The sequence below is a fragment of the Streptomyces sp. NBC_00597 genome, from assembly GCF_041431095.1.
Taxonomy (GTDB): domain Bacteria; phylum Actinomycetota; class Actinomycetes; order Streptomycetales; family Streptomycetaceae; genus Streptomyces.
Window position 1 is genome coordinate 6522728 of the sequence record NZ_CP107757.1, and the last position, 24512, is coordinate 6547239.

Consider the following 24512-nt stretch of genomic DNA (forward strand, 5'->3'; position numbering starts at 1 on the left):
GAGTCACCCGGATGAGCACCACCCAGAGCGACAGGCTGCGCGGATTGCTGGAGCCGCTCGTCGCCGCCAGGGGCCTGGATCTTGAGGACATCGAGATGTCCAAGGCCGGCAAGCGCCGGATGCTGCGCATCATCGTGGACTCCGACGAGGGCGTGGAGCTGGACACGTGTGCCGAGCTGAGTCGAGAGGTATCCGACAAGCTCGACGAATCCGACGTGATGGGCGAGGACGAGTACGTCCTCGAAGTGAGCTCGCCGGGCGCCGACCGCCCGCTGACCGAGCACCGTCACTACGTACGGGCGATCGGCCGCCTCGCGAAGTTCCAGCTCGTCGAGGGCGGGGAACTGATCGCCCGCATCCTCGACGTGGACGACGAGGGCATGGACCTTGAGGTCCCGGGCGTGAAGGGCCGCAAGGCGACCGCCCACCGCATCGCTTTCACCGACATCGCCAAGGCGCGGGTCGAGATCGAGTTCAACCGCAAGGACAAGAAGGAAGAGGAGGCGTAGCCGTGGACATCGACATGAGTGCCCTGCGGGGTCTGGTCCGGGAGAAGGAGATCTCCTTCGACCTGCTCGTCGAGGCGATCGAGTCGGCCCTCCTCATCGCGTACCACCGCACCGAGGGCAGCTTCCGGCGGGCGCGCGTGGAGCTGGACCGCACCAACGGCCACGTCGTCGTGTGGGCGACGGAGGACCCGCGGGACCTGGAGGAGGGGCAGGAGGCCAAGGAGTTCGACGACACCCCGTCGGACTTCGGCCGGATCGCCGCGACGACCGCCAAGCAGGTGATCCTGCAGCGTCTGCGTGACGCCGAGGACGACCTGACCTTCGGCGAGTTCGCCGGCCGTGAGGGCGACGTCATCACCGGCGTCGTCCAGCAGGGCAAGGACCCCAAGAACGTCCTCGTCGACATCGGCAAGCTGGAGGCCATCCTGCCGGTGCAGGAGCAGGTCCCCGGCGAGGAGTACACGCACGGCCTCCGGGTCAAGGCGTACGTCGTACGGGTGGCGAAGGGTGTCCGCGGCCCGTCCGTGACCCTGTCGCGCACCCACCCCAACCTGGTGAAGAAGCTCTTCGCGCTGGAGGTCCCGGAGATCGCGGACGGCAGCGTGGAGATCTCGGCGATCGCCCGCGAGGCCGGCCACCGCACCAAGATCGCCGTACGGTCCACCCGTTCGGGCCTCAACCCCAAGGGCGCCTGCATCGGCCCGATGGGTGCCCGTGTGCGCAACGTCATGGCCGAGCTGCACGGCGAGAAGATCGACATCGTCGACTGGTCGGACGACCCGGCGGAGATGGTCGCGAACGCGCTGTCACCCGCCCGGGTGAGCAAGGTCGAGGTCGTCGACTGGGACTCGCGCTCCGCCCGGGTGACCGTGCCCGACTACCAGCTGTCGCTGGCCATCGGCAAGGAGGGCCAGAACGCCCGCCTCGCCGCGCGGCTCACCGGCTGGCGCATCGACATCCGTCCCGACACGGAGGTGTCCCCGGACGCCGACCGGGCCCGGGACGGGGAATAAATCCGGTACCGGTCGGGGCTCTCCGACCGGTAGACAGGAATCAAGACAGCAGATCGCGACAACATCCGTTCGATTTTTCGCCCGAAGGGGTGAGGTCGGTACGGGGAGGTAGACTTAGGCGTGTCTGGCCGGACGCAAGCCCGCGCATGCCCCGAACGCACCTGTGTGGGGTGTCGGGAGCGAGCGGCCAAGAGCGATCTGCTGCGCATCGTGGCGATCGGGGACGAATGCGTCCCCGATCCACGCGGTACGCTGCCCGGCCGGGGTGCCTACGTGCACCCTGCCCTGGTCTGTCTGGACAAGGCGGTCCGTCGCAGAGCGTTCCCCCGGGCCCTTCGGTCCCCGGGAGCACTCGACACGACCGGACTGAGCGAAGCCGTGGCCGTCGTGGCCGAGGCGACACCGTAAGAAGTAGTACGGCACGGATACCCCGTGCGGTCAGGTACCTCGCGAGTTGGAAGTAGGTCGAGATTGCGATGAGCACTCGATGAGTACGCGATGAGTACGCCCATGAAGTAGCGACGGTCCGGCGTAACCCGGACCTAAAAGGAGCGAAGTGGCTAAGGTCCGGGTATACGAACTCGCCAAGGAGTTCGGAGTTGAGAGCAAGGTCGTCATGGCCAAGCTCCAGGAACTCGGTGAGTTCGTCCGTTCGGCGTCCTCGACGATCGAGGCGCCGGTTGTACGCAAGTTGACTGACGCACTGCAGGGGCCCGGCGGCAGCGCCGGCAAGTCCGCTGCGAAGCCGGGCGCGCCCCGCAAGGCCGCGCCCGCCAAGCCCGGGGCTCCCACCCCGGGTGCCGTTGCACGTCCCGCTGCCCCGAAGCCCGGCGCCCCGGCCCCCAAGCCGGCCGCTGCCGAGGCTCCGGCTCCCAGCGCGTCCGCCCCGGTGACCCCGGCCGCCCCCGGCCCGCGTCCCGGCCCGAAGGCTCCGGCCGCCCCCAAGCCCGCTCCGGCGGCTCCCGTGGCGACCGAGTTCTCCGCGCCCCCGGCGGCCCCCGCCGCCCCGGCGCGCACCGAGCGTCCCGCCGGTTCCGGCGCGACCCCCGGCCCGCGTCCGGCGCAGCAGCGTCCCGCCCAGGGCGGCCAGAGCGGCGCCCGTCCCGGCGCGCCGCGTCCGCAGGGCACCGCGCCCGGCCAGGGACAGCGTCCCGCCGGTCCCGGTTCCCAGGCCCCGCGTCCGCAGGGCGCCCGTCCGGCCGGTCCCCGTCCGGGCAACAACCCGTTCACCTCTGGTGGCTCCACCGGCATGGCGCGCCCGCAGGCGCCCCGTCCGGCCGGCGCGCCCCGTCCCGGTGCCCCCGGCGCCGGCGGCGGCCAGGGTGCTCCGCGCCCGCAGGGTGGTCCCGGTGGCGCTCCGCGTCCCCAGGGTCCCGGCGGCGCCCGTCCGACCCCGGGCGGCATGCCCCGTCCGCAGGGCGGCGCCCCGCGTCCCGGTGGTGCTCCCGGCGGTAACCGTCCGAACCCGGGCATGATGCCGCAGCGTCCCGCTGCCGGTGGTCCCGGTCCCCGTCCCGGCGGCGGCCCCGGTGGCCGTGGTCCCGGTGCCGGTGGCCCGCGTCCCGGTGGCGCCGGTCGTCCCGGCGGCGGCGGCTTCGCCGGCCGTCCGGCCGGTCCGGGCTCGCGTCCCGCGGGCGGCGGCGGCTTCGGCGGCCCGCGTCCCGGTGGCGGCGGCTTCGGCGGCGGCCCGGCCGGTGCCGGTGGCGGCGGTCGTCCCGGCTTCGGTGGTCGTCCCGGCGGTCCCGGTGCCCGTGGTGGCACGCAGGGTGCCTTCGGCCGTCCCGGCGGGCCCGCCCGTCGTGGTCGCAAGTCGAAGCGTCAGAGGCGCCAGGAGTACGAGGCCATGCAGGCCCCGTCGGTCGGCGGCGTGATGCTGCCCCGCGGCAGCGGCGAGACCGTTCGCCTGTCGCGCGGTGCGTCCCTCACCGACTTCGCCGAGAAGATCAACGCCAACCCGGCGTCGCTGGTCGCGGTCATGATGAACCTCGGCGAGATGGTCACTGCCACGCAGTCCGTCTCCGACGAGACCCTCCAGCTCCTTGCGGGCGAGATGAACTACACAGTTCAGATCGTCAGCCCGGAGGAGGAGGACCGCGAGCTCCTGGAGACCTTCGACATCGAGTTCGGTGAGGACGAGGGCGGCGAGGAATACCTCATGCCGCGTCCCCCGGTCGTCACCGTCATGGGTCACGTCGACCACGGTAAGACCCGACTGCTCGACGCCATCCGCAAGACGAACGTCGTCGCGGGCGAGGCCGGCGGCATCACCCAGCACATCGGTGCCTACCAGGTGGGTACCAACGTCAACGGTGAAGACCGCAAGATCACCTTCATCGACACCCCGGGTCACGAGGCGTTCACCGCCATGCGTGCCCGTGGTGCCAAGTCGACCGACATCGCGATCCTCGTGGTCGCGGCCAACGACGGCGTCATGCCGCAGACGATCGAGGCGCTGAACCACGCCAAGGCCGCCGGCGTCCCGATCGTCGTCGCGGTCAACAAGATCGACGTCGAGGGTGCCGACCCGGTCAAGGTGCGCGGTCAGCTCACCGAGTTCGGTCTGGTCGCCGAGGAGTACGGCGGCGACACGATGTTCGTCGACATCTCCGCCAAGCAGGGTCTGCACATCGACTCCCTGCTGGAGGCCGTCGTCCTCACCGCCGACGCCTCGCTCGACCTGCGCGCCAACCCGGAGCAGGACGCTCAGGGTATTGCGATCGAGTCCCACCTCGACCGCGGCCGCGGTGCCGTCGCCACCGTCCTCGTCCAGCGCGGTACCCTCCGCGTCGGCGACACGATGGTCGTGGGCGACGCCTACGGCCGTGTGCGCGCCATGCTCGACGACAAGGGCAACAACGTCGAGGAAGCGGGTCCGTCGACCCCCGTCCTGGTCCTGGGTCTCACCAACGTCCCCGGCGCCGGCGACAACTTCCTCGTCGTCGACGAGGACCGCACCGCCCGTCAGATCGCCGAGAAGCGTGCTGCGCGTGAGCGCAACGCCAACTTCGCCAAGCGCGTCCGCCGGGTGTCCCTGGAAGACCTCGACTCGGTTCTCAAGGCCGGTCTGGTCCAGGAACTCAACCTCATCATCAAGGGCGACGCGTCCGGTGCGGTCGAGGCCCTGGAGTCCTCGCTGCTCCAGCTCGACGTCGGCGAAGAGGTCGACATCCGTGTCCTGCACCGCGGTGTGGGTGCGGTCACCGAGTCCGACATCGCCCTGGCGATGGGCTCCGACGCCATCGTCATCGGTTACAACGTCCGTGCGGCCGGCCGTGCCGCGCAGATGGCGGACCGCGAGGGCGTCGACGTCCGCTACTACTCGGTGATCTACCAGGCCATCGAGGAGATCGAGGCGGCCCTCAAGGGTCTGCTCAAGCCGGAGTACGAAGAGGTCGAGCTCGGTACGGCGGAGGTCCGCGAGATCTTCCGCTCGTCCAAGCTGGGCAACATCGCGGGTGTCCTCATCCGTTCCGGCGAGGTCAAGCGCAACACCAAGGCGCGGCTCCTGCGCGATGGCAAGGTCATCGCCGAGAACCTCACCATCTCCGGTCTGCGCCGCTTCAAGGACGACGTCACCGAGATCCGCGAGGGCTTCGAGGGTGGTATCAACCTCGGTTCCTTCAACGACATCAAGATCGACGACGTCATCGCGACGTACGAGATGCGCGAGAAGCCCCGCGCGTAAGCGCGAGGCACATCGCACCGTGTCGTAACCCCGGGGCCGGTCGGCGGAATATCCGTCGATCGGCCCCGGCCGTTGCGTGTACGGTTCTGGTGACCCTGCCGCGCGACGGCCGGCAGGCCACCGAACCCGCACCGGCGGGATATCCGGAACTGAATGTACGTGGGGACTCTGTCCTTCGATCTGCTCCTCGGCGACGTCCACTCGCTGAAGGAGAAACGCTCCGTCGTTCGACCCATCGTCGCCGAGCTCCAACGCAAGTTCTCCGTGAGCGCGGCCGAGGTGGGAGAGCAGGATCTGCACCGCAGGGCCCGCATCGGGGTCGCTCTGGTCAGCGGGGACGCGGGGTTCCTCTCGGACGTACTGGACCGCTGCGAGCGGCTGGTCGCGGCGCGTCCGGAAGTGGAGCTGCTGTCGGTACGACGGCGGCTGCACGGTGATGAAGACTGACTGCAAGACAAAGAAGGAGACGGACCAGTGGCCGACAATGCGCGGGCGAAGAAGCTGGCGGACCTCATCCGGGAGGTGGTGGCCGAGAAGCTGCAGCGCGGAGTCAAGGACCCCCGCCTCGGTACGCACGTGACCATCACGGACACCCGGGTCACCGGCGACCTGCGGGAGGCCACGGTCTTCTACACGGTTTACGGTGACGACGAGGACCGCGCCAGCGCGGCGGCGGGCCTCGAAAGTGCCAAGGGCGTACTGCGCTCCGCGGTCGGCCGGGCGGCGGGAACCAAGTTCACGCCCACCCTGACCTTCGTCGCGGACGCGCTCCCGGAGAACGCCAAGACCATCGAGGACCTCCTCGACAAGGCGCGCGCCTCCGATGCCCAGGTGCGCGAGGTGTCCTCCGGCGCCCAGTACGCCGGCGACGCCGACCCGTACAAGAAGCCGGGCGACGAGGACGACGAGGACGCAGCCGCGGAATGAGCACCAACGCAGGGAAGACTCCGGACGGTCTTGTCATCGTCGACAAGCCGTCCGGCTTCACTTCGCACGACGTGGTCGCCAAGATGCGCGGGATCGCCAAGACCCGGCGCGTCGGCCACGCCGGCACGCTCGACCCGATGGCGACGGGAGTCCTCGTCCTGGGCGTCGAGAAGGCCACCAAGCTCCTCGGCCACCTCGCGCTCACCGAGAAGGAATACCTCGGCACGATCCGCCTCGGCCAGAACACGCTGACGGACGACGCGGAAGGTGAGATCACCTCCTCGACGGACGCCTCCGCGGTGACCCGCGAGGCCGTGGACGAGGGCATCGCCAAGCTGTCCGGCGAGATCATGCAGGTCCCGTCGAAGGTCAGCGCCATCAAGATCAAGGGCGTGCGCTCCTACAAGCGCGCGCGGGACGGCGAGGACTTCGAGATCCCGGCCCGGCCGGTGACCGTCTCGTCGTTCCAGGTGTACGACATGCGGGACGCGGAAGCCGAGGACGGCACCAAGGTCGTCGACCTCGTCGTCTCCGTCGTCTGCTCCAGCGGTACGTACATCCGCGCCCTGGCCCGTGACCTGGGCGCCGACCTCGGCGTCGGCGGCCACCTCACCGCGCTGCGGCGCACGCGGGTGGGCCCGTACAAGATCGACCGGGCGCGGACCCTGGACCAGCTCCAGGAGGAGCTGACCGTCATGCCGATCGGCGAGGCGGCGGCCGCGGCCTTCCCGCGCTGGGACCTCGACGCCCGGCGGGCCTCGCTGCTCGCCAACGGCGTGCGGATCGAGATGCCGGACGCGTACCCCGCGGGCAAGGCGGTGGCGGTCTACGGACCGGACGGCCAACTGCTCGGGCTCGTCGAGAGCAAGGGCGGCAAGGCGAAGTCGCTGGCCGTCTTCGTCTGATCCGCACCGACTCCGTCATGACGTGGAGCGGTGAGCGCACATCACCTGCCGCTCACCGCTCCACGACCCCCCTCGGGTAGGTCTCTATCCACCCGGGCCTCCGTATTCACCCGTCCGAGCAGGCGCGCGGAGTGACTGGAGGGAGCGTTAGGGGGCGCTTTTCCGCCGCGCGCGCGGGCACTGCCACCGCCGGTGGGGCGCCGCCCGGCCGAGATGACACAGAGCGGCCCCTGCCAGATGCCGATGCGGGCCCCCGGGCACGGGCATGGCAGTCTTAGACCTGCAATCGGCAACCAGTACAGGGCCTACACGGTTCGGGCGAGGAGCGGTCACAGTGCAGCGCTGGCGTGGCTTGGAGGACATCCCCCAGGACTGGGGACGCAGCGTCGTCACCATCGGCTCGTACGACGGTGTGCACCGGGGCCATCAGCTGATCATCGGGCGGGCCGTGGCCAAGGCGCGCGCGCTCGGCGTGCCGTCCGTCGTCGTCACCTTCAGCCCGCACCCGAGCGAGGTCGTGCGCCCCGGCAGCCACCCGCCGATCCTGGCCCCGTACGACCGCCGTGCCGAACTGATGGCCGAGCTGGGCGTCGACGCGTTGCTGGTCCTGCCGTTCACGGCGGAGTTCTCGCAGCTCTCCCCGGCCGACTTCATCGTGAAGGTGCTCGTCGACAAGCTGCACGCCCGGGCCGTCATCGAGGGACCGAACTTCCGTTTCGGCCACCGGGCCGCAGGAAACGTCGACTTCCTGCGCGAACTCGGCGGCACCTACGACTACGAGGTCGAGGTCGTGGACCTCGTCGAGCGCGGCGCGGCGGGCGGCGGCGTGCCGTTCTCCTCGACCCTGGCCCGCAGGCTGGTCGCCGAGGGCGACATGGCGGGCGCGTCCGAGATCCTGGGACGGCCGCACCGGGTCGAGGGCGTCGTCGTACGCGGCGCCCAGCGCGGGCGCGAGCTCGGCTACCCGACGGCCAACGTCGAGACGCCCCCGCACACCGCCATCCCGGCGGACGGCGTGTACGCGGGCTGGCTCACGGCCAACGGCGAGCGGATGCCGGCGGCGATCTCGGTGGGGACGAACCTCCAGTTCGACGCCACCGAGCGGACCGTGGAGGCGTACGCGATCGACCGGGTCGGCCTGGACCTGTACGGACTGCACGTGACCGTGGACTTCCTCGCGTACGTGCGCGGCATGGCGAAGTTCGAATCGCTGGACGGCCTCCTCGAAGCCATCGCGGACGATGTGAAGCGGGCGCGGACGCTGACCGACACCTACGACGCGGAGCGCTGAGCCGGGGGCTGCCGCCCCACTCCCGTCCGCCCGCACGCACAAGGGCCCGTACCTCCCCGGGAGGTACGGGCCCTTCGTGCTGCCGTCGTCAGCCGAGGCGCGGATCGCGCGGGGGCTGCTGCGGGTGCTGGGGCTGCTGCGGCGACTGTTGCTGGGGCTGCCAGGGCTGGCCGGGCTGCGGGTAGGGCTGGCCGTACGGCTGGGGAGGCTGCTGGTAGGGGGACGGGGCCTGGGGTTGCCCGTACGGCTGGCCTTGCGGCTGAGGCTGCTGCGGAGCCGGCGGCTGCTGGTGCGGCTGCGGCTGCTGGGGCTGCTGGGGCTGCTGGGGCTGCTGGGGCTGGGGCTGCTGAGGCGCTCCCCAGTGGCCCGGCGGCGCCTGCTGGGCGGCGCGGACGAAGTCCTCGGCCACCAGCGCGGAGAGGTTGAAGTACGCCTCCCGGGTCTTGGGCCGCATCAGGTCGAGGTCGACCTCGGCGCCGGCCGCGAGGTGTTCGTCGAAGGGCACCACGACGACGCCCCGGCAGCGGGTCTCGAAGTGCTGCACGATGTCTTCGATCTTGATCATCTTGCTGGTCTCGCGGACCCCCGAGATGACGGTGAGGGAGCGGGAGACCAGGTCGGCGTACCCGTGCGCGGAGAGCCAGTCGAGCGTGGTGCTCGCGCTGCTGGCGCCGTCCACCGACGGGGTCGAGATGATGATCAGCTGATCGGCCAGGTCCAGGACGCCGCGCATGGCGGAGTAGAGGAGCCCGGTACCCGAGTCGGTGAGGATGATCGGGTACTGGCGGCCCAGCGTCTCTATGACGCGGCGGTAGTCCTCGTCGTTGAAGGTCGTGGAGACGGCCGGATCGACGTCGTTGGCGATGATCTCCAGGCCGGACGGGGCCTGAGAGGTGAACCGCCGGATGTCCATGTACGAGTTCAGGTACGGGATCGCCTGGACCAGGTCCCGGATCGTGGCCCCGGTCTCGCGGCGGACCCGGCGGCCGAGGGTACCGGCGTCGGGGTTCGCGTCGATGGCCAGGATCTTGTCCTGACGCTCGGTGGCGAGCGTGGCGCCGAGGGCGGTGGTGGTCGTGGTCTTGCCGACGCCGCCCTTGAGGCTGATGACGGCGATGCGGTAGCAGGACATGACCGGAGTGCGGATCAGTTCGAGCTTGCGCAGCCGCTCGGCCTCGGCCGCCTTGCCGCCGAAACGGAACCCGGAACGCTGGGGCTTGGGCTTCTGCTTGCCGCGCAGCAGGCGGTCGGAGGACAGCTCGACGGCGGCGGTGTACCCGAGCGGCGCTCCACCGCCGGCCGGGCCGGGCTGGTAGCGAGGATCGTGCGGCTGCGGGCCCGGCTGCGGCCCGGAGGACCACTGGCCGCTGCTGCGGGGGTCGTACTGCGGCTGCGGCTGTTGCGGCTGTTGCGGCTGAGGGGCTACGGGCGCGTGCTGCGCGGGCGGGAACGCGAAGTCACCTCCGTCCACGGGCGGCTGCGGCTGCGGCTGCGCCGGGACGGGGGCCGGGGGGAACCCGTACCCGTCCTGCGGCGCGGGGGCGGCCGGTGCGGGTGCCGGCGGGAAGCCGTAGCCGTCTTGGGGTGCGGGGGCGGGCGGGAAGGCGTCCTGGGGCGCCGGTGCGGGGGTGGAGGGGAACGCGTAGCTGTCCTGGGGCGACGTCGGGGCCGGTGCGGGTGCCGGCGGGAAGCCGTAGCCGTCCTGGGGTGCGGGGGCGGGCGGGAAGGCGTCCTGGGGCGCCGGTGCGGGCGCGGAGGGGAACGCGTAGCCGTCTTGGGTCGACGTCGGGGCCGGTGCCGGCGGGAAGCCGTAGCCGTCCTGGGGGGTCGTGGTGGCGTGGAACGCGGGTGGCAGCGCCGGGAGTTCCCCTGCGGGTCCCCCGAAGGGGGCCTCCACGGGCGGGTGAACCGCGTCCGCGGGGCTGACGGGGCTCGGCACCTGCGGCGCGGGGACGGCGTCCTGGGGCGTCTGCGCCGCCACGGGCTCGGGGTTGCCGAACGGGATGGCCGTCCCGTCGGGCGGGGTGTCCTGCCGCTGGACGGGGTCGGGTCCCCCGACGGGGGCCTTCACGAACATCCCGGGCGTGTGGGTGGCCTCGGGCGCGGCGGCGGCCGGGGCCGGCATCGGAGCCGGCAGAGCGGGCACCTCGGCCGGTGCCGGGAGGGCCGCGGGCACACCGGTGCCGTCGGCGGAGGTGGTGACGGGGGCCGGCACGTCGGCCGGGGCCGGCGGGGCGGGTGCCTCGGCTGCGGGCGCAACGACGTTGTCCGCCGCTGCCAGCGCCGGCGGGGCGGCGGTCTCGGCCGGAGCCGGGGCCGGGGCCGGCACCTGGGCCGGGACGCCCGCGCCGTCCGACGGCGTGCGGGGGGCCGGTGGGGCGATCCGCATCGTCGGGGGCGAGGCCACGTCCGTCGGGCGGTGGGGCTCGAAGCCGCTGCCCTCCGGGAGGCCCGGTACGGGAGCGGCAGGGGCCGCGCCCTGCGTGTACCAGGCCGGCGGGGTGTAGTCGATGGTGAACTCGCCCGTCACCTCGGGCTCCGCGTCGGACTGATCGTCCGTCGGGACGTCCCAAGTCCCGCCGCGCCTCTCGTTCCGATCGCCGCTCACTGGTCCTCCTGGTCTGTCGAACACTGGTCCGGCGCCCACCTCGACGCCGCGCCCGCGCCCAGCCTAATCGCGCGCCGACATCGGTGTCCGCCCCCCTCCGACGTCCCGCGTCGCCGGGGAGACCCTGCGTCTTTCGTGCCGGCGAGGCACCCGGTCCGCGGGCTTGCGGGCTGCGGGGTCAGTCGATGCGGCGGGAGGGGCCCAGGAGGCCCGTTTCCGCTTCCGTGCCCTGGGTCATCACGAACTGGCGGTCCCGCGGCGTGCACCACAGGGTGACCCCGTCGCCCAGCGTCGGCAGTGAATCCACCGCCGCCCCCGGCAGGTTCATCAGGCGGCCGAGTTGTTCCGCCTCGTCGGGGGACACCCGCTGCACGCCCACCAGGGAGGAGTTCTGCAGCAGCCTCGGCGCCGTGGGGCTGAGGTACGGCAGCAGGGTCAGCACCGACTGCCAAGGGCCCGCCACCACGCGCCCGCGCGGCGGCCGCATCCCGCAGTCACGGATCACCAGGACCGGACTGCCCGCCGACGCGCCCTGCGGCGGCACCCGGCCGACCTCGTGCAGGGTCACGCACTGCTGGCCGCCGCCCGCCGCCTGGGCCAGCCCGGACCAGGCCTGCCCGCGGCCGGTCTCCACCGCCACGCGCGCACCCGTGGCCGCCGCGCGCAGCGCCAGGACCTGCGCCGTCCACAGGCCGCCGATCAGCGTCACCTCGTACGGGGTCGGCCGGTTGATGCCGAGCACCGCCGGGCGGCCCTCGGCGTCCACGCCGATGACGACCCCGTCGTCCCCGACGGGCAGTGCCAGCACGTCCAGGTCCACCGCCGGGACCGCGTGCCGTTCCCGACGCGGGCCGATCAGCCCGAAGCCGCCCCTCATCGTGCCCCTCCCAGCGGCAGCGAGGCCAGCAGCCCCGGTACCTGTTCACGGTCGAGCCGGACCAGCCCGGTGCGCACGCCGCGGGCCGTCCGTTCCAGTTCCCTGCGGGCCGCCACGAGTTCCTCGTCGCTGCGCCCCGTGACCCGTACGTGGCCGGTCAGCGTCACGCCCTGGCGCTCTGCCGGAGCCATCGTCAGGCTGAAGTTCGTGGCCAGCGCCGGCAGCGAGGTCAGCAGTGCCACGAACTGCGGCAGGGACGCCGCCCCGCTGCCGCCGAGCTGCGGCCAGCGGCCTATCCAGTACGTGGTGTGCCGCCGGTCGTCGCACCGCCAGATGCGGGCCGTCTCCTCGGTCCGCCGGCCGGTGCTCGCCGAGCGCCCCGCCTGCGTGATCGCCATCGGGTTGGCGCACGAGGAGGTGGCCAGCGCGGCCGTCAGCTCCTGCTCGGTGAGCACGGTGGCACGGAACCCCGCCCCGGTCAGCCGGCTCGCCAACTGGTCGGCGGCGCGGACCACACAGCGCTGCGCGCCCCCGAGCCCGCCGCCGCGCGCGGTGACCGCCTCGGGGCACAGTTCGGGGTCGAGCTTGAGCGCGATCCAGGTCAGCCGGACGGCCGGAGTGCCCGTGGTGGCCTGGAGCGGCGCGTAGTTGCGGGTGGCCATCGACTGGGCTGGCAGGTGCGGGGCCGGCGCGGGCTGGGTGTGCTGCACCAGTTGCGCGGACTCCAGCCGGATGCCGTCGACTTCGAGGATGTCCCGGACGAGGGCCAGGGGCAGCGGCCGCGCCCCGCGGTCGGGCCGCAGCGCGGTGGCGTCCATGTCCACCTGGACGACGGCCGTCAGGAACGTCCCGTCACCGACCATGCCGACGGGCCGCCGGTCGCGGTCGCTGAACGTGAGGGTCCGCAGCGCCGGATCGGCCTCGACGAGCGGGGCCAGCCCCGGTTCGGTGCCCGCGGGCACGGCGAAGGACGCGGCCCTGCGGCGCCGGGAGCGCAGTGCGAGCGCACCGCCGATCCATTCGGGCAGGGAACGCTGGTGGCGGCGTACGACCGCGAGCACCACCAGGACGAGCGCCAACACACCGGCGGGAACCAGCAGCAGCGGTTCCACGACCCAGGCCACCAGGAGGGCGGCCACGGCGATCTGGAGCAGCACGAGTTGTTGCAATCGGAACGGGCCGAAGCGGCCCGGGCTCGACTTCGGATACGGCGTCACCCCGCCGCGTACGGGTGCGGGCGCGCCCGTCTGCGGCTGCGTCGCGGTGGCCATCAGGCGCCCACCTCGCCTTTCTGGGGCCGTACCCCGTGAGTAGCGGAGCCGGGAGTTGCCCGCCGCAGGGCCCCGGAATCTCCCCAATCCACCCCAACAAGCCCTGAATACCCCGACGACCCCTGATTGGTGGGGCCCGGAAGGCAGTGAGCGGCAGCCTCACCCTACCCGGCCCGTGGGCACCCTCCGTCAAGAGGCATAGTAGGTCTGCAGTCCGACAATCGAGGCTCGGGGGACCGTACTCACCGACCGGGCCGTGCGGGGAGAAGCAGACGGTCATGGCATCACGACGTGATGAACTCAACGCGTACACCTTTGCGAAGCGGCGCACGGTGGCCGCGTTCCTCCAGCCTTCCGCCACGGGATCCGAAGAGGGCGCGCCGCGTCCGCTGCGCGCGGTCCTGCCGGGTCTGGTGGCGGGGGCGCTCGTACTGGCCGGGTTCGGTGCCTGGGGGATGTTCAAGCCGCAGGCGCCCAAGGGTTGGGACGAGGCCGGTACCAAGGTCATCGTCGGCAAGCAGTCGACGACCCGCTACGTGGTGCTGACGACCAAGGTGAACGGCAAGGACCAGACCCGGCTGCACCCCGTCCTCAACCTCGCTTCCGCCCGGCTGCTCCTGGATCCGCAGAAGTTCAAGGTCATCCAGATCGACGACAAGATCCTGGACGCGGGCAAGCCGCCGCGCGGGCCCATCATCGGCATCCCGTACGCGCCCGACCGGCTGCCGGCCCCGCAGGACGCGGGCAAGGCCAAGCGTTGGGCCGTCTGCCAGGCACCGGGCGGCAACGGCAAGACCGTTCAGACCGCGACGTTCGTCCTCGCCGACCGCGAGGCGGGGCTGATGGACGACGCCCGCAAGGTCACCGACAGCCAGATGTTGTACGTGCAGAGCACGGGCGGGGCCAAGGAGCGCTACCTGATCGACGCCACGGGGACGAAGTACAAGTTCCCCGAAGGCGGCGGGGACGCCGGGAAGATGACCAACGCGCTGGTCGGCAGCACCGGCGCCACCCCGCAGCAGGTCACCCAGGCGTGGCTGGACACCCTCAACTCCGGGGACGACCTGGCCTTTCCGCAGCTGCCCGCCGGGGCCGGAACGAAGGCCGACGTCCAAGGCCTGACCACCGCCGACAACAAGGTCGGCATGGTGCTGAAGGCGCAGACCGGCTCCGGTGCGCAGCACTACGTCGTCCTGCCCGGGAAGGTCGCCCCGGTCTCCGACTTCGTGGCGTGGCTGCTGATCTCGGCGCCCGCGACCGACGGCCTCAACATGCACGGCAAGCCCCGCGAGGTCGACCTCCAGTCGCTGAACCCGGACGCCACGGCGTTCAAGGGCGAGGCCAAGTGGCCGCAGAAGAAGTCCGACCGCATCAACCAGACCGGTGCCGCGGACCCCGCACAGGGCACTGCCGCACCGGGGGCCGCTCCCCAGGGCGCCGCCGCCCGCGACACCGTCTGCAACGTGTTGCGCTCGGTCGACGGACAGGGCAACCAGACGCTGAGCACCTGGGCCGGAACCGGTTTCCCCATCGACATCACCGCCAGCGGCACCAGCGCGTACGTCACGCCGGGCTCGGGGCTCCTGTACACGCAGGTCCAGGGCAGGCAGACGACGGCGGGCGGAGCCCTCTTCCTGGTCACCGACACCGGTCTGCGGTACGCGGTGCAGGCCAACGGGGACAGTGACGCCGAGAAGTCGAAGATCGGCGCGCCCGACCAGCCGAACGGCCAGGGCGCCGCGGACGGCCGTCCCGAGGCCAGCCAGGCACAGATCCGGCTCGGCTACGGGACCGTGACACCGGCCATGGTGCCCATCGCGTGGTCCGAGTTCCTCTCGAAGGGGCCGCGCCTGGACACCAACTCCGCACGCCAGCCCCAAGGTTCGTGAGGACGCCGCCGATGCCCATGCCCTCGTACGCGCGCAGCGCACTCGTCAGCGCCGTGCTCGCCGTCACCGCCCTGTCCGGTACGACCGCCGCGGCCGCGGCCGCACCGCACCCGGAGCCCGTCCGTGCACCGGCCCTGGACCTCGCGGGCGCCGGCGAGTGCACCTTCCCCATGAAGAAGCAGATCGCCGACCGCCCCTGGGCCCTTCAGCGGCTGCTGCTCGACGCGCTCTGGGCGCAGACCAAGGGCAAGGACAAGAGCGGCAAGCCCGTCCGTGTCGCGGTCATCGATACCGGCGTCGACCGTGCGAACCCGCAGCTCAGCGGTGCCATCGACGTCGGTGCGGGCAAGGACTTCATCGACCCCAAGGGCGGGGACGGCACCATCGACACGGTCGGCCACGGCACGAAGGTGGCCGGTCTGATCGCAGCCCGGCCGCAGGACGGCACCGGCTTCGTCGGTCTGGCCCCGGACGCCACCATCATCCCGATCCGGCAGAACGACGGGCAGGGCAAGGGCAACGCCCAGTCGCTGGGCCAGGCGATCGACCACGCAGTGGCCAAGGGCGCCCAGGTCATCAACATCTCCCAGGACACCGACGTTCCCCTGACCGCCGACTCCGACCTCGGCAAGGCCGTCCAGCGGGCCGTCGACGCGAAGGTCGTGGTCGTGGCCTCGGCGGGCAACGACGGCATGAGCGGCGAGAAGCGCAAGACCTACCCGGCGGCCTTCCCCGGCGTCCTCGCCGTGGCGGCCTCGGACCGCAACAACGAGCGGGCCGCCTTCTCCCAGCCCGGCGACTTCATCGCAGTGGCCGCGCCCGGCGTGGACATGGTCTCCACCGTCCCCGGCTTCGGCCAGTGCATCGACAACGGCACCAGTTTCTCCGCGCCTTACGTCGCCGGGGTCGCCGCCCTGCTGCGCGCGAAGCACGAGGACTGGACCCCGCAAGAGATCATCTGGCAGATCGAGGGGACCGCCGAGCGCTCGGTCAACGGCCGTGACGACTACGTCGGATGGGGTGTCGTCGACCCGGTGCGGGCGGTCACCCAGGACCACGAGCGTCCCAAGGCCCCCGTCCCGGACCCCGGACCGCCCCCGGCGGCCGCCCCCGAGGCGGCGGCGCTGCGGATGACGGAGACCGTGCAGGAGCGCGAGGAGCGGTTCGGAACGTACGCCCTCGGCATCGCGGGCGTGCTGATCGCGGTCATCGCGGGCGCGGCGACGGTGGTGCGCGACGCCCGCAAGCGCCGCGGCCGTTTGCAGTGAACCGTCACAGTTCATCAACGGAAACGGCCTGCCGATGTTGGGACCGTCAGATGAACTGGCTAGAGTGACACCAGGCTTCACGACTGTGATCGGGGGATCGCGTGAGGCGGAGGGGGAATTCCGGGACGCGTGACTCACATCCGCGCCGGGAACCTCCCTTCCGCTGCGCAATCCGCCGGTTCTGCCGGCGAATTGAGAAGTGAGGAGCTTCGGATGAGCAATTTCGGACTCGCAGACGATCCGATCGTCCAGGCGAAGAACAAGATCGAGACGACGGCCCGTGCCGTCACCACCCAGTCCCGCGAGCTGGCTGACATCCTCGCCACGGTGAGCGCCGGCTGGACCGGTGTGGGTGCCTCGGGCTTCGTTTCCGCCCAGACGGTCGTCAACGAGGACCACGACGAGATCCGTCGTCTGCTCGGCGTTCTGCACAACGCGGTCGCGCAGACCAAGAACCTCAGCAACGCGCAGGACGACGACGTGCGTGCGGCGTTCAAGACGGTGCAGGCCGGCGCGGGCCAGGGCGGCTCCGGCCTCAACGGCATCTGACCTGCCTTTTTTGCGTCGTTCCCCACTTAGCTCAGCTCAGCGCGAAGGAGAAGAACATGGCTGGTTCCGACGGCCACACCAAGGTCCGGTATGAGAGCGTCCAGGAGATGGCGAACCGCATCCGCGTCGTCTCGAAGAAGATCATGACGGACCTGGAGGAGATGGACCAGGCCCTGAAGGTCGTCACGGACACCTGGGACGGTGAGGCGCACCAGGCGTACGTCACGCTCCAGGGCAAGTACAAGGGCAAGGCCGACCACATGCACAATCAGCTGGAGCAGGTCGCCCAGCTGATCGAGCGCGGCAAGGGCGACTACCGCGCCACCGACGTGAAGGCCTCGCGCCTGTTCACCGAGGCCTACTGAGCCCGGTCGGCCGCAGCCGCATGCGGATACGGGGCGCGCCCGCACCGGGCGCGCCCCGTCGCCGTACCCCGGCCCCGGCGTACGGGCTTCAGCGCGGGCCGCGGTCCAGGTCGAACTCCCCGTCCCTGGCGCCGAGTACGAACGCCTCCCACTCGGCCGCCGTGTAGCGCAGGACGGTGTCCCGGTCGAGCGAGGACCGCATGGCCACCGCGCCCTCGGGCAGCCGCGCGATCTCGACCCGCTCCTCGTCGGGGCTGGTCCCGGGCGGGCCCTCCCACTCCACGCCGCTGATGTCGAGCGCGTACAGCTCGTCCTTCTCCTGCTGGGTGCCCATGTGCGGCCTTTCCCTCGGCGGTGCGGTGCTCCCGCGGTCTTCGCTGCCGATTATCGGTGCTGCGTGCGGGGGCGGGGGAGTGTTTCCCCTCGATCACCCCGGTACCTGGCCGGCGAGGGCCCGGGCGAGGCCCTCGACCTGGCCCCGGCTGAGCCCGCTGTGCCCCGCGTCCCCGGCGGTCAGCAGCAGCGAAGCGTCCCCGTTGCCATCGAGTTCGAGCCGTACGGCCGCCACGTTGCCGCTCGTGACCAGGACGGGCGTACCCGCCTCCGCCACGGCCGCCGCCTCACTGAACGGGATCAGCCCGTCGGGCCCCACGCCGGCCGCCTTCGAGACCACGGGGAGCAGCACGGACAGCGCCCGCGGCCTGCGCGTCGCGACGGTGTGCACCTCCAGGTCCTCCCGGCCGATGTGGAAGACGCAGCTCACCACCCCTCCGGGATTGCGGGCGAAGGGCCCGTTCGGGTCGGATCCCCCGTCGGTCTCCCCGGAGATGGCGGCCAGGTCGGCGGTGGCGTACCCCGGGCCCGCGTCCCCGGTGACCCCGGCGGCTTCGGCCGCTTCGGCGAAGTCGTAGGGCAGGGGGCAGTCGATGCCGCCCTCGGGGTCGACCGCGTCGGCGATCTCCCGCAACTCGTCCACGCTCAGGGCGTCGCCGCCCGTGCAGCCGCTCAGCAGGAACGCGGCGGCCACCACGGCCACGGCTGCCGCGGACCGGCGGCCGCGCTCTCTCCGACGACGTATCACGATGCGTTCAGCCTCTTTCGAAGGATCATGGGGTGATCGGGCCACGATACGGGTGCAGGGCCGGTCGCCCGGCCCCGCACCCTCGTGTCCGTCTCCTACATCCCCGGCATCCGTCCCAGCTGCACGAGGGACGTGCCCCGCTTGCGCGAGGAGAAGTACGCCCGGCCCGGCGGCATCGGCCGGGGCCGGACGTTGCCGATCAGGTCACCCTCGGACGGATCGCCCGACAGGACCACGCCCTGCGCGCCGAGCTCCTTGAAGCGCTGCATGAACGGCTCGTACAGCGAGCGCGAGGCACCGGCCGAGTTGCGCGCGATGATGAAGCGCACACCCGTGTCACGGGCGAACGGCAGGAACTCCACCAGCGGGGCCAGGGGATTGCCCTGGCTCGTGGCCACCAGGTCGTAGTCGTCGATGATGATGAACACGTCCGGGCCGGTCCACCAGCTGCGGTCGCGCAGCTGCTGCGGGGTGACGTCGGTCGGCGGCTGCCGCCGCGAGAACACGCCGCCCAGCGCTTCCATGTGCGTTTGCAGGGAGCTCGCCATCGGCGCGTACTCCAGCAGGTGCTCCTCCGGCAGTGCCCCGAGCAGGCTGCGCCGGTAGTCGCCGACGACGAGGCGGGCCTGGTCCGGGGTGTACCGCTCCGCGATCTGCTGGCAGATCAGCCGCAGCAGGTTCGTCTTGCCGGACTCGCTCTCGCCGAACACGAGGAAGAACGGGTCGCTCTCGAAGTCGACGAACACGGGCTCCAGGTCCGTCTCGTCGATGCCTATGGCCAGCCCGCGGCCGGGCTGGTCCCCGCCCCGGGGCAGCTGGTCGGCGTGCAGCAGCCGCGGCAGCAGCCGTACGCCGGGAGCCGCGGCCCCCGCCCAGTTCTGCTTGACCGCCGACACGAAGGCGGCCGTGGCCTCCGACAGGTCCTCCGGGTCGTGCGCTCCGTCGATCCGCGGCAGCGCGCCCAGGAAGTGCAGCTTCTCCGCCACCTGGCCGCGGCCCGGCATCCCGGTCGGCACGTTCGCCGCGACCTTGCGGTCGAACTCGGAGTCCATGACGTCGCCGAGCCGCAGCTCCAGCCGGTTCAGCATCTGGTCCTTGAGCGCGGCCCGTACCTCCATGTACCGCGCCGCCGTGATCACCACGTGGATGCCGTAGCCCAGACCGCGCGAGGCGATGTCCGTGACCACCGGCTCAAGGCCCTCGTACTCGGTCCGGAAGCCGCCCCAGCCGTCGATGACGAGGAACACGTCGCCCCACGCCTCGCCGGGCAGGTCGCCCGCCGCCCGCCGCCGCCGGTAGGTGCCGATCGAGTCGATGTTGTTCGCGCGGAAGAACTCCTCGCGGCGGTTGAGGATGCCGCCCACCTCGGCGACCGTACGCCGCACCCGTTCCGGGTCCAGGCGCGAGGCGATCCCGCCGACGTGCGGCAGCTCGGCGATCGACGACATGCTGCCGCCACCGAAGTCCAGCCCGTAGAACTGCACCTCGCGCGGGGTGTGCGTCAGCGCGAACGAGGAGATCAGCGTCCGCATCAGCGTCGACTTGCCCGACTGCGGACCGCCGACGACCATCATGTGGCCCGCCGCACCCGAGAAGTCCCGGTACAGCACCTCGCGCCGCTGCTCGAACGGCTTGTCGATCAGGCCGAGCGGCACGACGAGCCCGCCGGGCCGCGTGTACCCCTCCGCGTGCAGACCCCGCTCCGTCGACGGCGCCAACGCGGGCAGCAACTGGTCCAGCGGCGGGGCCTGGTCGAGCGGCGGCAGCCACACCTGGTGCGCCGGCACCCCCTGGCCCTCCAGCCGGCCCACGATCACGTCCAGCACCGTGTCCGCGAGGGCGTCGTCCTCCTTCTCCGCCTGCGCCGCCAGGTACGCCGGGTCCGGCGCCGCGTACACGACCGGCACCGGCACCGCCGTGAACAGCGCGGGCCGCCGCTCCACCGGGAACAGGCCGACCGACAGGTCAGGCCCGCTCGAACGGTAGGTGCCCGAGACGTACGCCGCCTTGAAGCGCGTCATCTCGTCCGTACCGAACTTCAGGTAGCCCGAACCCGGCACCGACGGCAGGTGGTACGCGTCCGGCACGCCGATCGCCGTGCGCGACTCCGCCGCCGAGAAGGTCCGCAGACCGATCCGGTACGACAGGTACGTGTCCAGCCCGCGCAGCTTGCCCTCCTCCAGGCGCTGCGAGGCCAGCAGCAGGTGCACGCCCAGCGAACGGCCGATGCGGCCGATCTGGATGAACATGTCGATGAAGTCGGGCTTCGCGGTGAGCAGCTCGCTGAACTCGTCGATGACCAGCACCAGCGAAGCCAGCGGCTCCAGCGGGGCACCCGCCGCGCGCGCCTTCTCGTAGTCGTGGATGTTCGCGTAGTTGCCCGCCGAGCGCAGCAGCTCCTGGCGGCGCTGGAGCTCGCCGCGGATCGAGTCGCCCATGCGGTCGACGAGGGTGAGGTCGTCCGCCAGGTTGGTGATGACCGCGGCCACGTGCGGCATCTGCCCCATGCCCGTGAAGGTCGCACCACCCTTGAAGTCCGCGAGGACGAAGTTCAGCGTCTCCGAGGTGTGCGTGACCGCCAGGCCCAGCACCAGCGTGCGCAGCAGCTCCGACTTGCCGGATCCGGTCGCACCCACGCACAGGCCGTGCGGGCCCATGCCCTCCTGCGCCGCCTCCTTCAGGTCCAGCATGACCGGCGTGCCGTCCTCGCCCACACCGATCGGCACGCGCAGCCGCTCACCGGCGGAGCGCGGTCGCCAGGTCCGGGCCACGTCGATCGAGGCCGCGTCGCCCAGGTTCAGCAGATCCGTGAAGTCCAGGTTGGCCAGCAGCGGTTCGTCGTCGTCGCCACCACCCGTGCGCAGCGGCGCCAGCTGTCGCGCGAGCGCCTCCGCCGCGGGCAGCGACAGCGTGTCCGGCACGCCCTCCCACGCGATCCCCCCGCCCGACTCCAGCCGCAGCCGGCCCGGCCGCACCACGACCGACAGCCCGCCGCGCGGCTCGTCCAGCTCGCCCGCGACCACCTCGACGATGGTCACGCCCTGCAGCCCCTCGGCCGCCGCGAACGCCGAGTCCGGCGGCACGAGGCCGCCGCGGGAGTTGGCGTCCAGCACGACGACCAGGTGCGGCTGGTCCAGCACCGGGGACACGTCCCGGCTGAACCGCGGCCGCCCCTCCAACCGGGGAGCCAGCAGCCCCTCCAGCTCGGTCAGGTCATCGCTGAACAGCCGCTTCGTACCGGCCCCGTCGACCTGCCCCGGCACCTGCGTGTGCGGCAGCCACTTCGTCCAGTCCCACGAGGGCACCGCGCCCGGCGCGGCCACCACGGCCACCACCAGGTCCTCCGGGGAGTGCAGCGTCGCCAGCTGCGCCACCAGAGCCCGCGCCGCCCCGCGCGCCGACTCCGGCTCCCCGGACACCGCCACGTGGTAGAACGCCCGCAACGACACCGCCACCGGCAGCCCGTCCAGCGAGGAGTGCACCTTCAGGAAACGCTGCATCGCACCGGCGGTCAGCGGCTCCAACTCGTCCACCGGCGCCGTGTCCGGCGCCACCAGCGGAGTCGACAGGCGCTGCGCGCCCAGCCCGAGCCGGGCCTGCCCGAAGTCCTCGTCGCCGACGCGCCGCTCCCACAGCCGCGAACCCTCGGCCACCACCGACCACAACTGCTCGGGAGCCGGGTGCAGATACAGCTGCGCGTCGCGCTGCGCCCGCGCCGTCCTGCGGACCTGACGGCGGGTCTGCGCCAGATATTTCAGATAGTCCCGGCGCACGTCGGCCATTTGCCCCTGCGTACCGCGCCGGTGGCGCACCAGCTGGGCCAGGACCATGCCCACCGTGGACACCAGCATCAGCACACCCATGATGCGCATGAAGGGCGCCGCACCCGGCATGAAGAAGAAGACGACCGACGAGCCCATGCCGAGCATCGGCAGGAGCTGCATCAGCATGCCCTCCTGCTGCCCCCGCGGGAGCTCCGGCGGAGCCTCCAGCCTCAGCTCGTCCGAAGGGACTTCGGGCGGCAAGGACCGCGGCGGGCGTTTGACGACGATCTGACTCACCGGAGCATCAATCCCTCGAAAACGGACGGGACGTCGCAACCGGCGCCCCCAAGTCCCGGGCGCGAAGGGGGTCTCCCCTGCGCGACGGTGATCCTACTTGCCGACAGTCATGCATACTCCCGGTAGGGTGGCCCGCGCAGTATGCGCATCCGCGAATCCAAGGCGACGGCCCATGCACCCGCTTCGCCAACCAGGGGGGTCACACAGGTGAGTACGGCCGCAGCGACGGGTTTCTGCAGGGTCACCGTCGTGGCTCCCGACAGCCGCATCGACGTCGCCCTCCCCGAGGACATCGCCGTCGCCGACGTCTACCCCGAACTCCTGCGCCTCACCGGGCAGACCCAGCCCGTCGGCGCCCCCACCGGCTTCCACCTGGTCCGCCGCGACGGAACGGTCCTCGACGGCGCCCGCACCCTCGCTGCCCAGCAGGTCCTCGACGGCGAGGTGCTCAGCCTTCGCCCGTTCGCAGAGTCGCTGCCGCCCGCCGTCTTCGACGACGTCTCCGACGCCGTCGCCTCGGCCGTCGTCCGCGACCGCCACCGCTGGAGCGACGACATGCTGCGCGGCGCGGGCCTGGCCGGCGCCGCCCTGCTGCTCGTCCTGCTCGGCTTCGTCCTCTGGTACGCCGACCCGGTCCGCCACGACATGCACGGACTGCCCGGCATCATCGCCGGCGCCACGGGCGTGCTCCTGACCGCCGCCGCCGGAGTGCGCGCCCGGGTCTACCGCGACCGCGGCTCCGCCGTCGCCCTCGGCCTCGGCGCCCTCCCGCACCTGCTGATCGCCGGCTCCGGCATCATCGCCGCGGCCGCCGGCGATGGACCCGGCCGGCTGCAGTTCCTGCTCGGCTGCGTCTGCGTCCTGGTCGCCTCCGTCGCCCTGGTCGCGCTCACCCCCAACGGGGACGCCCCCTTCGTCGCGGCCACCTTCCTCGCCACCACCGGCACCCTGGCCACCTTCGTCGCCATCGTCACCGAGGCCTCCGCCACCGCGACCGCCGCCGTCTGCGCCCCCGTCGCCATCGGACTCGTCGCCTTCCTGCCCGGCCTCTCCGCCCGCTTCGCCCGGCTGCCCATCGGCTACGCCGCCCCGCAGAGCGCCACCGATGAGTACATCGACTACGCAGGGACCCCGGACCGCTACGAGACCGAGCCGTACGGCGACCCCTCGACCCCCGAGCAGCACGAGGCGGGCACCCCGCTCGACGCCGAGGCCATCGCGGCCCAGGCCCGCCGCGGCCACGAGATGCTGCTCGGCCTGGTGGGCGGCTGCGCCGCGGTCGCCGTCGGTTCCGCCGCCGTCCTCGGCTTCTCCGACAACACCTGGGGCCGACTGCTGGCCCTCGCCACCGGGCTGGCCATGCTGCTGCGCGCCCGGCTCTTCCGCTACACCTCCCAGGTCGTGTGCACCCTGGTCGCCGGCCTGGCCGCCATCGCCCTGCTGATCCTGGGCCTGGCCCTGCACCCGCCGGTCGACCTGGTCCGGGAGCTCGTCCAGTACCACGACCGCGGCGGCCTGGACCTCCGTACGATCTGGCTCTCCGCCGCCGTCGCCGCCGGCGCGGCCCTCCTCGCGGGAATTGCGCTTGTCATCCCCCGCAAGGGCCTGTCACCCTTCTGGGGACGGCTGCTCGACCTCACCGAGGCGGCAGTACTGCTCAGTCTCGTCCCGTTGGCACTCGCCGTGCTGGACGTGTACGCCCGGGCCCGCGCTCTCACCAGCTGAGACAGGGGCCGCGCGGCAGCCTGGTACGCTGTGTGACGGCCGTTTGTGTACGCGCCCCCGGAAACCTTCTGGAGGCTGCGCTCAGCGGACCCCGCCTCCCGAGTTACGGAAGATCCCCAGAGAATTCGACCTGGGGCACTCGGTGGCCACGAAGACATATACGAGGAGTACGCGTGTCGCTCGACGCCGCTACGAAGAAGCAGATCATCGCCGAGTTTGGTGCCAAGGAGGGCGACACCGGCTCCCCCGAGGTCCAGGTCGCCATGCTGTCCAAGCGCATCTCGGACCTGACCGAGCACCTCAAGACCCACAAGCACGACCACCACTCCCGTCGTGGTCTGCTGATCCTGGTCGGCCAGCGTCGCCGCCTGCTGCAGTACCTGGCCAAGAAGGACATCCAGCGCTTCCGTGCTCTGGTCGAGCGCCTCGGCATCCGCCGCGGTGCGGCCGGCGTCAAGTAAAGACGCTGTGAAGGGAGCGGTTCCCAC

The 24512-nt window shown here is 71.9% G+C and carries 20 protein-coding genes; 14 read left to right on the plus strand and 6 right to left on the minus strand.

Translation table 11 applies throughout. From position 1 onward, the window contains the following. Positions 1-11: 11 nt before the first annotated feature. The 8 genes from rimP to OG974_RS29900 all read left to right on the plus strand — a co-directional run bounded on the left by rimP (position 12) and on the right by OG974_RS29900 (position 8330). Positions 12-509 (plus strand): ribosome maturation factor RimP, encoded by a 498-nt coding sequence (rimP, locus tag OG974_RS29865; RefSeq protein ID WP_327278841.1) that lies wholly within the window; start codon positions 12-14, stop codon positions 507-509. A gap of 2 nt (positions 510-511) precedes the next feature. Next, positions 512-1522, plus strand: coding sequence for a transcription termination factor NusA (gene nusA, locus OG974_RS29870; RefSeq protein WP_327278842.1), 1011 nt, complete (start codon positions 512-514; stop codon positions 1520-1522). A 120-nt stretch (positions 1523-1642) separates the two neighbouring features. After that, positions 1643-1930 carry a YlxR family protein gene (locus OG974_RS29875; protein ID WP_327278843.1) on the plus strand — a complete coding sequence of 96 codons (288 nt, stop codon included), beginning with the start codon at positions 1643-1645 and terminating at the stop codon, positions 1928-1930. Between the two features lie 148 nt (positions 1931-2078). Then, complete coding sequence (infB, locus tag OG974_RS29880; RefSeq protein WP_327278844.1) at positions 2079-5207, plus strand: translation initiation factor IF-2; 3129 nt, start codon at positions 2079-2081, stop codon at positions 5205-5207. Positions 5208-5360: 153 nt separating this feature from the next. After that, a complete protein-coding gene (locus OG974_RS29885) occupies positions 5361-5654 on the plus strand; it encodes a DUF503 domain-containing protein (protein WP_229336199.1) in 294 nt (97 codons plus the stop codon). Between the two features lie 27 nt (positions 5655-5681). Continuing rightward, a complete protein-coding gene (gene rbfA, locus OG974_RS29890) occupies positions 5682-6134 on the plus strand; it encodes a 30S ribosome-binding factor RbfA (RefSeq protein WP_030227571.1) in 453 nt (150 codons plus the stop codon). After that, positions 6131-7039 (plus strand): tRNA pseudouridine(55) synthase TruB, encoded by a 909-nt coding sequence (truB, locus tag OG974_RS29895; protein ID WP_327278846.1) that lies wholly within the window; start codon positions 6131-6133, stop codon positions 7037-7039. The genes rbfA and truB overlap by 4 nt, the downstream gene beginning before the upstream one ends. Before the next feature lie 334 nt (positions 7040-7373). Next, on the plus strand, positions 7374-8330 hold the full coding sequence (locus OG974_RS29900) for a bifunctional riboflavin kinase/FAD synthetase (RefSeq protein ID WP_327278847.1): 957 nt from the start codon (positions 7374-7376) through the stop codon (positions 8328-8330). A gap of 88 nt (positions 8331-8418) precedes the next feature. Here the strand turns inward: OG974_RS29900 and OG974_RS29905 are convergent, their stop codons facing one another. The 3 genes from OG974_RS29905 to eccE form a co-directional block, all read right to left on the minus strand. Then, positions 8419-10938, minus strand: a complete 2520-nt coding sequence (locus OG974_RS29905; RefSeq protein WP_371644987.1) for an SCO5717 family growth-regulating ATPase — start codon at positions 10936-10938, stop codon at positions 8419-8421. Positions 10939-11116: 178 nt separating this feature from the next. Further along, positions 11117-11815 carry a hypothetical protein gene (locus tag OG974_RS29910; protein ID WP_327278849.1) on the minus strand — a complete coding sequence of 233 codons (699 nt, stop codon included), beginning with the start codon at positions 11813-11815 and terminating at the stop codon, positions 11117-11119. Continuing rightward, entirely contained in the window at positions 11812-13086 is a 1275-nt protein-coding gene (gene eccE, locus OG974_RS29915) for a type VII secretion protein EccE (protein WP_327278850.1), read from the minus strand. The genes OG974_RS29910 and eccE overlap by 4 nt, the downstream gene beginning before the upstream one ends. Positions 13087-13364: 278 nt before the next feature. Between eccE and eccB the strand changes: the two genes are divergently transcribed. The 4 genes from eccB (at position 13365) to OG974_RS29935 (ending at position 17157) form a co-directional block, all read left to right on the plus strand. Continuing rightward, a complete protein-coding gene (gene eccB, locus OG974_RS29920; protein ID WP_371644989.1) occupies positions 13365-14975 on the plus strand; it encodes a type VII secretion protein EccB in 1611 nt (536 codons plus the stop codon). A gap of 17 nt (positions 14976-14992) precedes the next feature. Continuing rightward, the gene (gene mycP / locus OG974_RS29925; protein ID WP_327285808.1) at positions 14993-16243 is read left to right on the plus strand and encodes a type VII secretion-associated serine protease mycosin; all 1251 of its coding nucleotides are present in this window, start codon (positions 14993-14995) and stop codon (positions 16241-16243) included. Positions 16244-16456: 213 nt separating this feature from the next. Continuing rightward, a complete protein-coding gene (locus tag OG974_RS29930) occupies positions 16457-16792 on the plus strand; it encodes a WXG100 family type VII secretion target (RefSeq protein WP_030859748.1) in 336 nt (111 codons plus the stop codon). 56 nt (positions 16793-16848) lie between these two features. After that, positions 16849-17157 (plus strand): WXG100 family type VII secretion target, encoded by a 309-nt coding sequence (locus tag OG974_RS29935; RefSeq protein WP_327278852.1) that lies wholly within the window; start codon positions 16849-16851, stop codon positions 17155-17157. An 88-nt stretch (positions 17158-17245) separates the two neighbouring features. On the opposite strand, the gene OG974_RS29940 is transcribed toward OG974_RS29935, so the two are convergent. From OG974_RS29940 to eccCa, 3 genes are all read right to left on the minus strand, one after another. Continuing rightward, a complete protein-coding gene (locus tag OG974_RS29940; protein ID WP_030303613.1) occupies positions 17246-17491 on the minus strand; it encodes a DUF397 domain-containing protein in 246 nt (81 codons plus the stop codon). 93 nt (positions 17492-17584) lie between these two features. Next, the gene (locus OG974_RS29945; protein WP_328763911.1) at positions 17585-18238 is read right to left on the minus strand and encodes a hypothetical protein; all 654 of its coding nucleotides are present in this window, start codon (positions 18236-18238) and stop codon (positions 17585-17587) included. A 95-nt stretch (positions 18239-18333) separates the two neighbouring features. Further along, positions 18334-22299, minus strand: a complete 3966-nt coding sequence (eccCa, locus tag OG974_RS29950; protein WP_327278854.1) for a type VII secretion protein EccCa — start codon at positions 22297-22299, stop codon at positions 18334-18336. A 207-nt stretch (positions 22300-22506) separates the two neighbouring features. Here eccCa and eccD point away from each other — a divergent pair, with 207 nt between their 5' ends. Both eccD and rpsO read left to right on the plus strand, forming a co-directional pair. Next, on the plus strand, positions 22507-24024 hold the full coding sequence (gene eccD, locus OG974_RS29955; protein ID WP_327278855.1) for a type VII secretion integral membrane protein EccD: 1518 nt from the start codon (positions 22507-22509) through the stop codon (positions 24022-24024). A gap of 173 nt (positions 24025-24197) precedes the next feature. Beyond that, positions 24198-24485, plus strand: a complete 288-nt coding sequence (gene rpsO / locus OG974_RS29960; protein WP_030859744.1) for a 30S ribosomal protein S15 — start codon at positions 24198-24200, stop codon at positions 24483-24485. Positions 24486-24512 lie beyond the last annotated feature (27 nt).

Bases quoted from the DNA above. Each gene is read 5' to 3' on its own strand.
- rimP (WP_327278841.1), top strand. From the start codon at position 12: ATGAGCACCACCCAGAGCGACAGGCTGCGCGGATTGCTGGAGCCGCTC.
- OG974_RS29885 (WP_229336199.1), top strand. From the start codon at position 5,361: ATGTACGTGGGGACTCTGTCCTTCGATCTGCTCCTCGGCGACGTCCAC.
- truB (WP_327278846.1), top strand. From the start codon at position 6,131: ATGAGCACCAACGCAGGGAAGACTCCGGACGGTCTTGTCATCGTCGAC.
- OG974_RS29910 (WP_327278849.1), bottom strand. From the start codon at position 11,815: ATGAGGGGCGGCTTCGGGCTGATCGGCCCGCGTCGGGAACGGCACGCG.
- eccE (WP_327278850.1), bottom strand. From the start codon at position 13,086: ATGGCCACCGCGACGCAGCCGCAGACGGGCGCGCCCGCACCCGTACGC.
- eccB (WP_371644989.1), top strand. From the start codon at position 13,365: ATGGCATCACGACGTGATGAACTCAACGCGTACACCTTTGCGAAGCGG.
- mycP (WP_327285808.1), top strand. From the start codon at position 14,993: ATGCCCTCGTACGCGCGCAGCGCACTCGTCAGCGCCGTGCTCGCCGTC.
- OG974_RS29930 (WP_030859748.1), top strand. From the start codon at position 16,457: ATGAGCAATTTCGGACTCGCAGACGATCCGATCGTCCAGGCGAAGAAC.
- OG974_RS29935 (WP_327278852.1), top strand. From the start codon at position 16,849: ATGGCTGGTTCCGACGGCCACACCAAGGTCCGGTATGAGAGCGTCCAG.
- OG974_RS29940 (WP_030303613.1), bottom strand. From the start codon at position 17,491: ATGGGCACCCAGCAGGAGAAGGACGAGCTGTACGCGCTCGACATCAGC.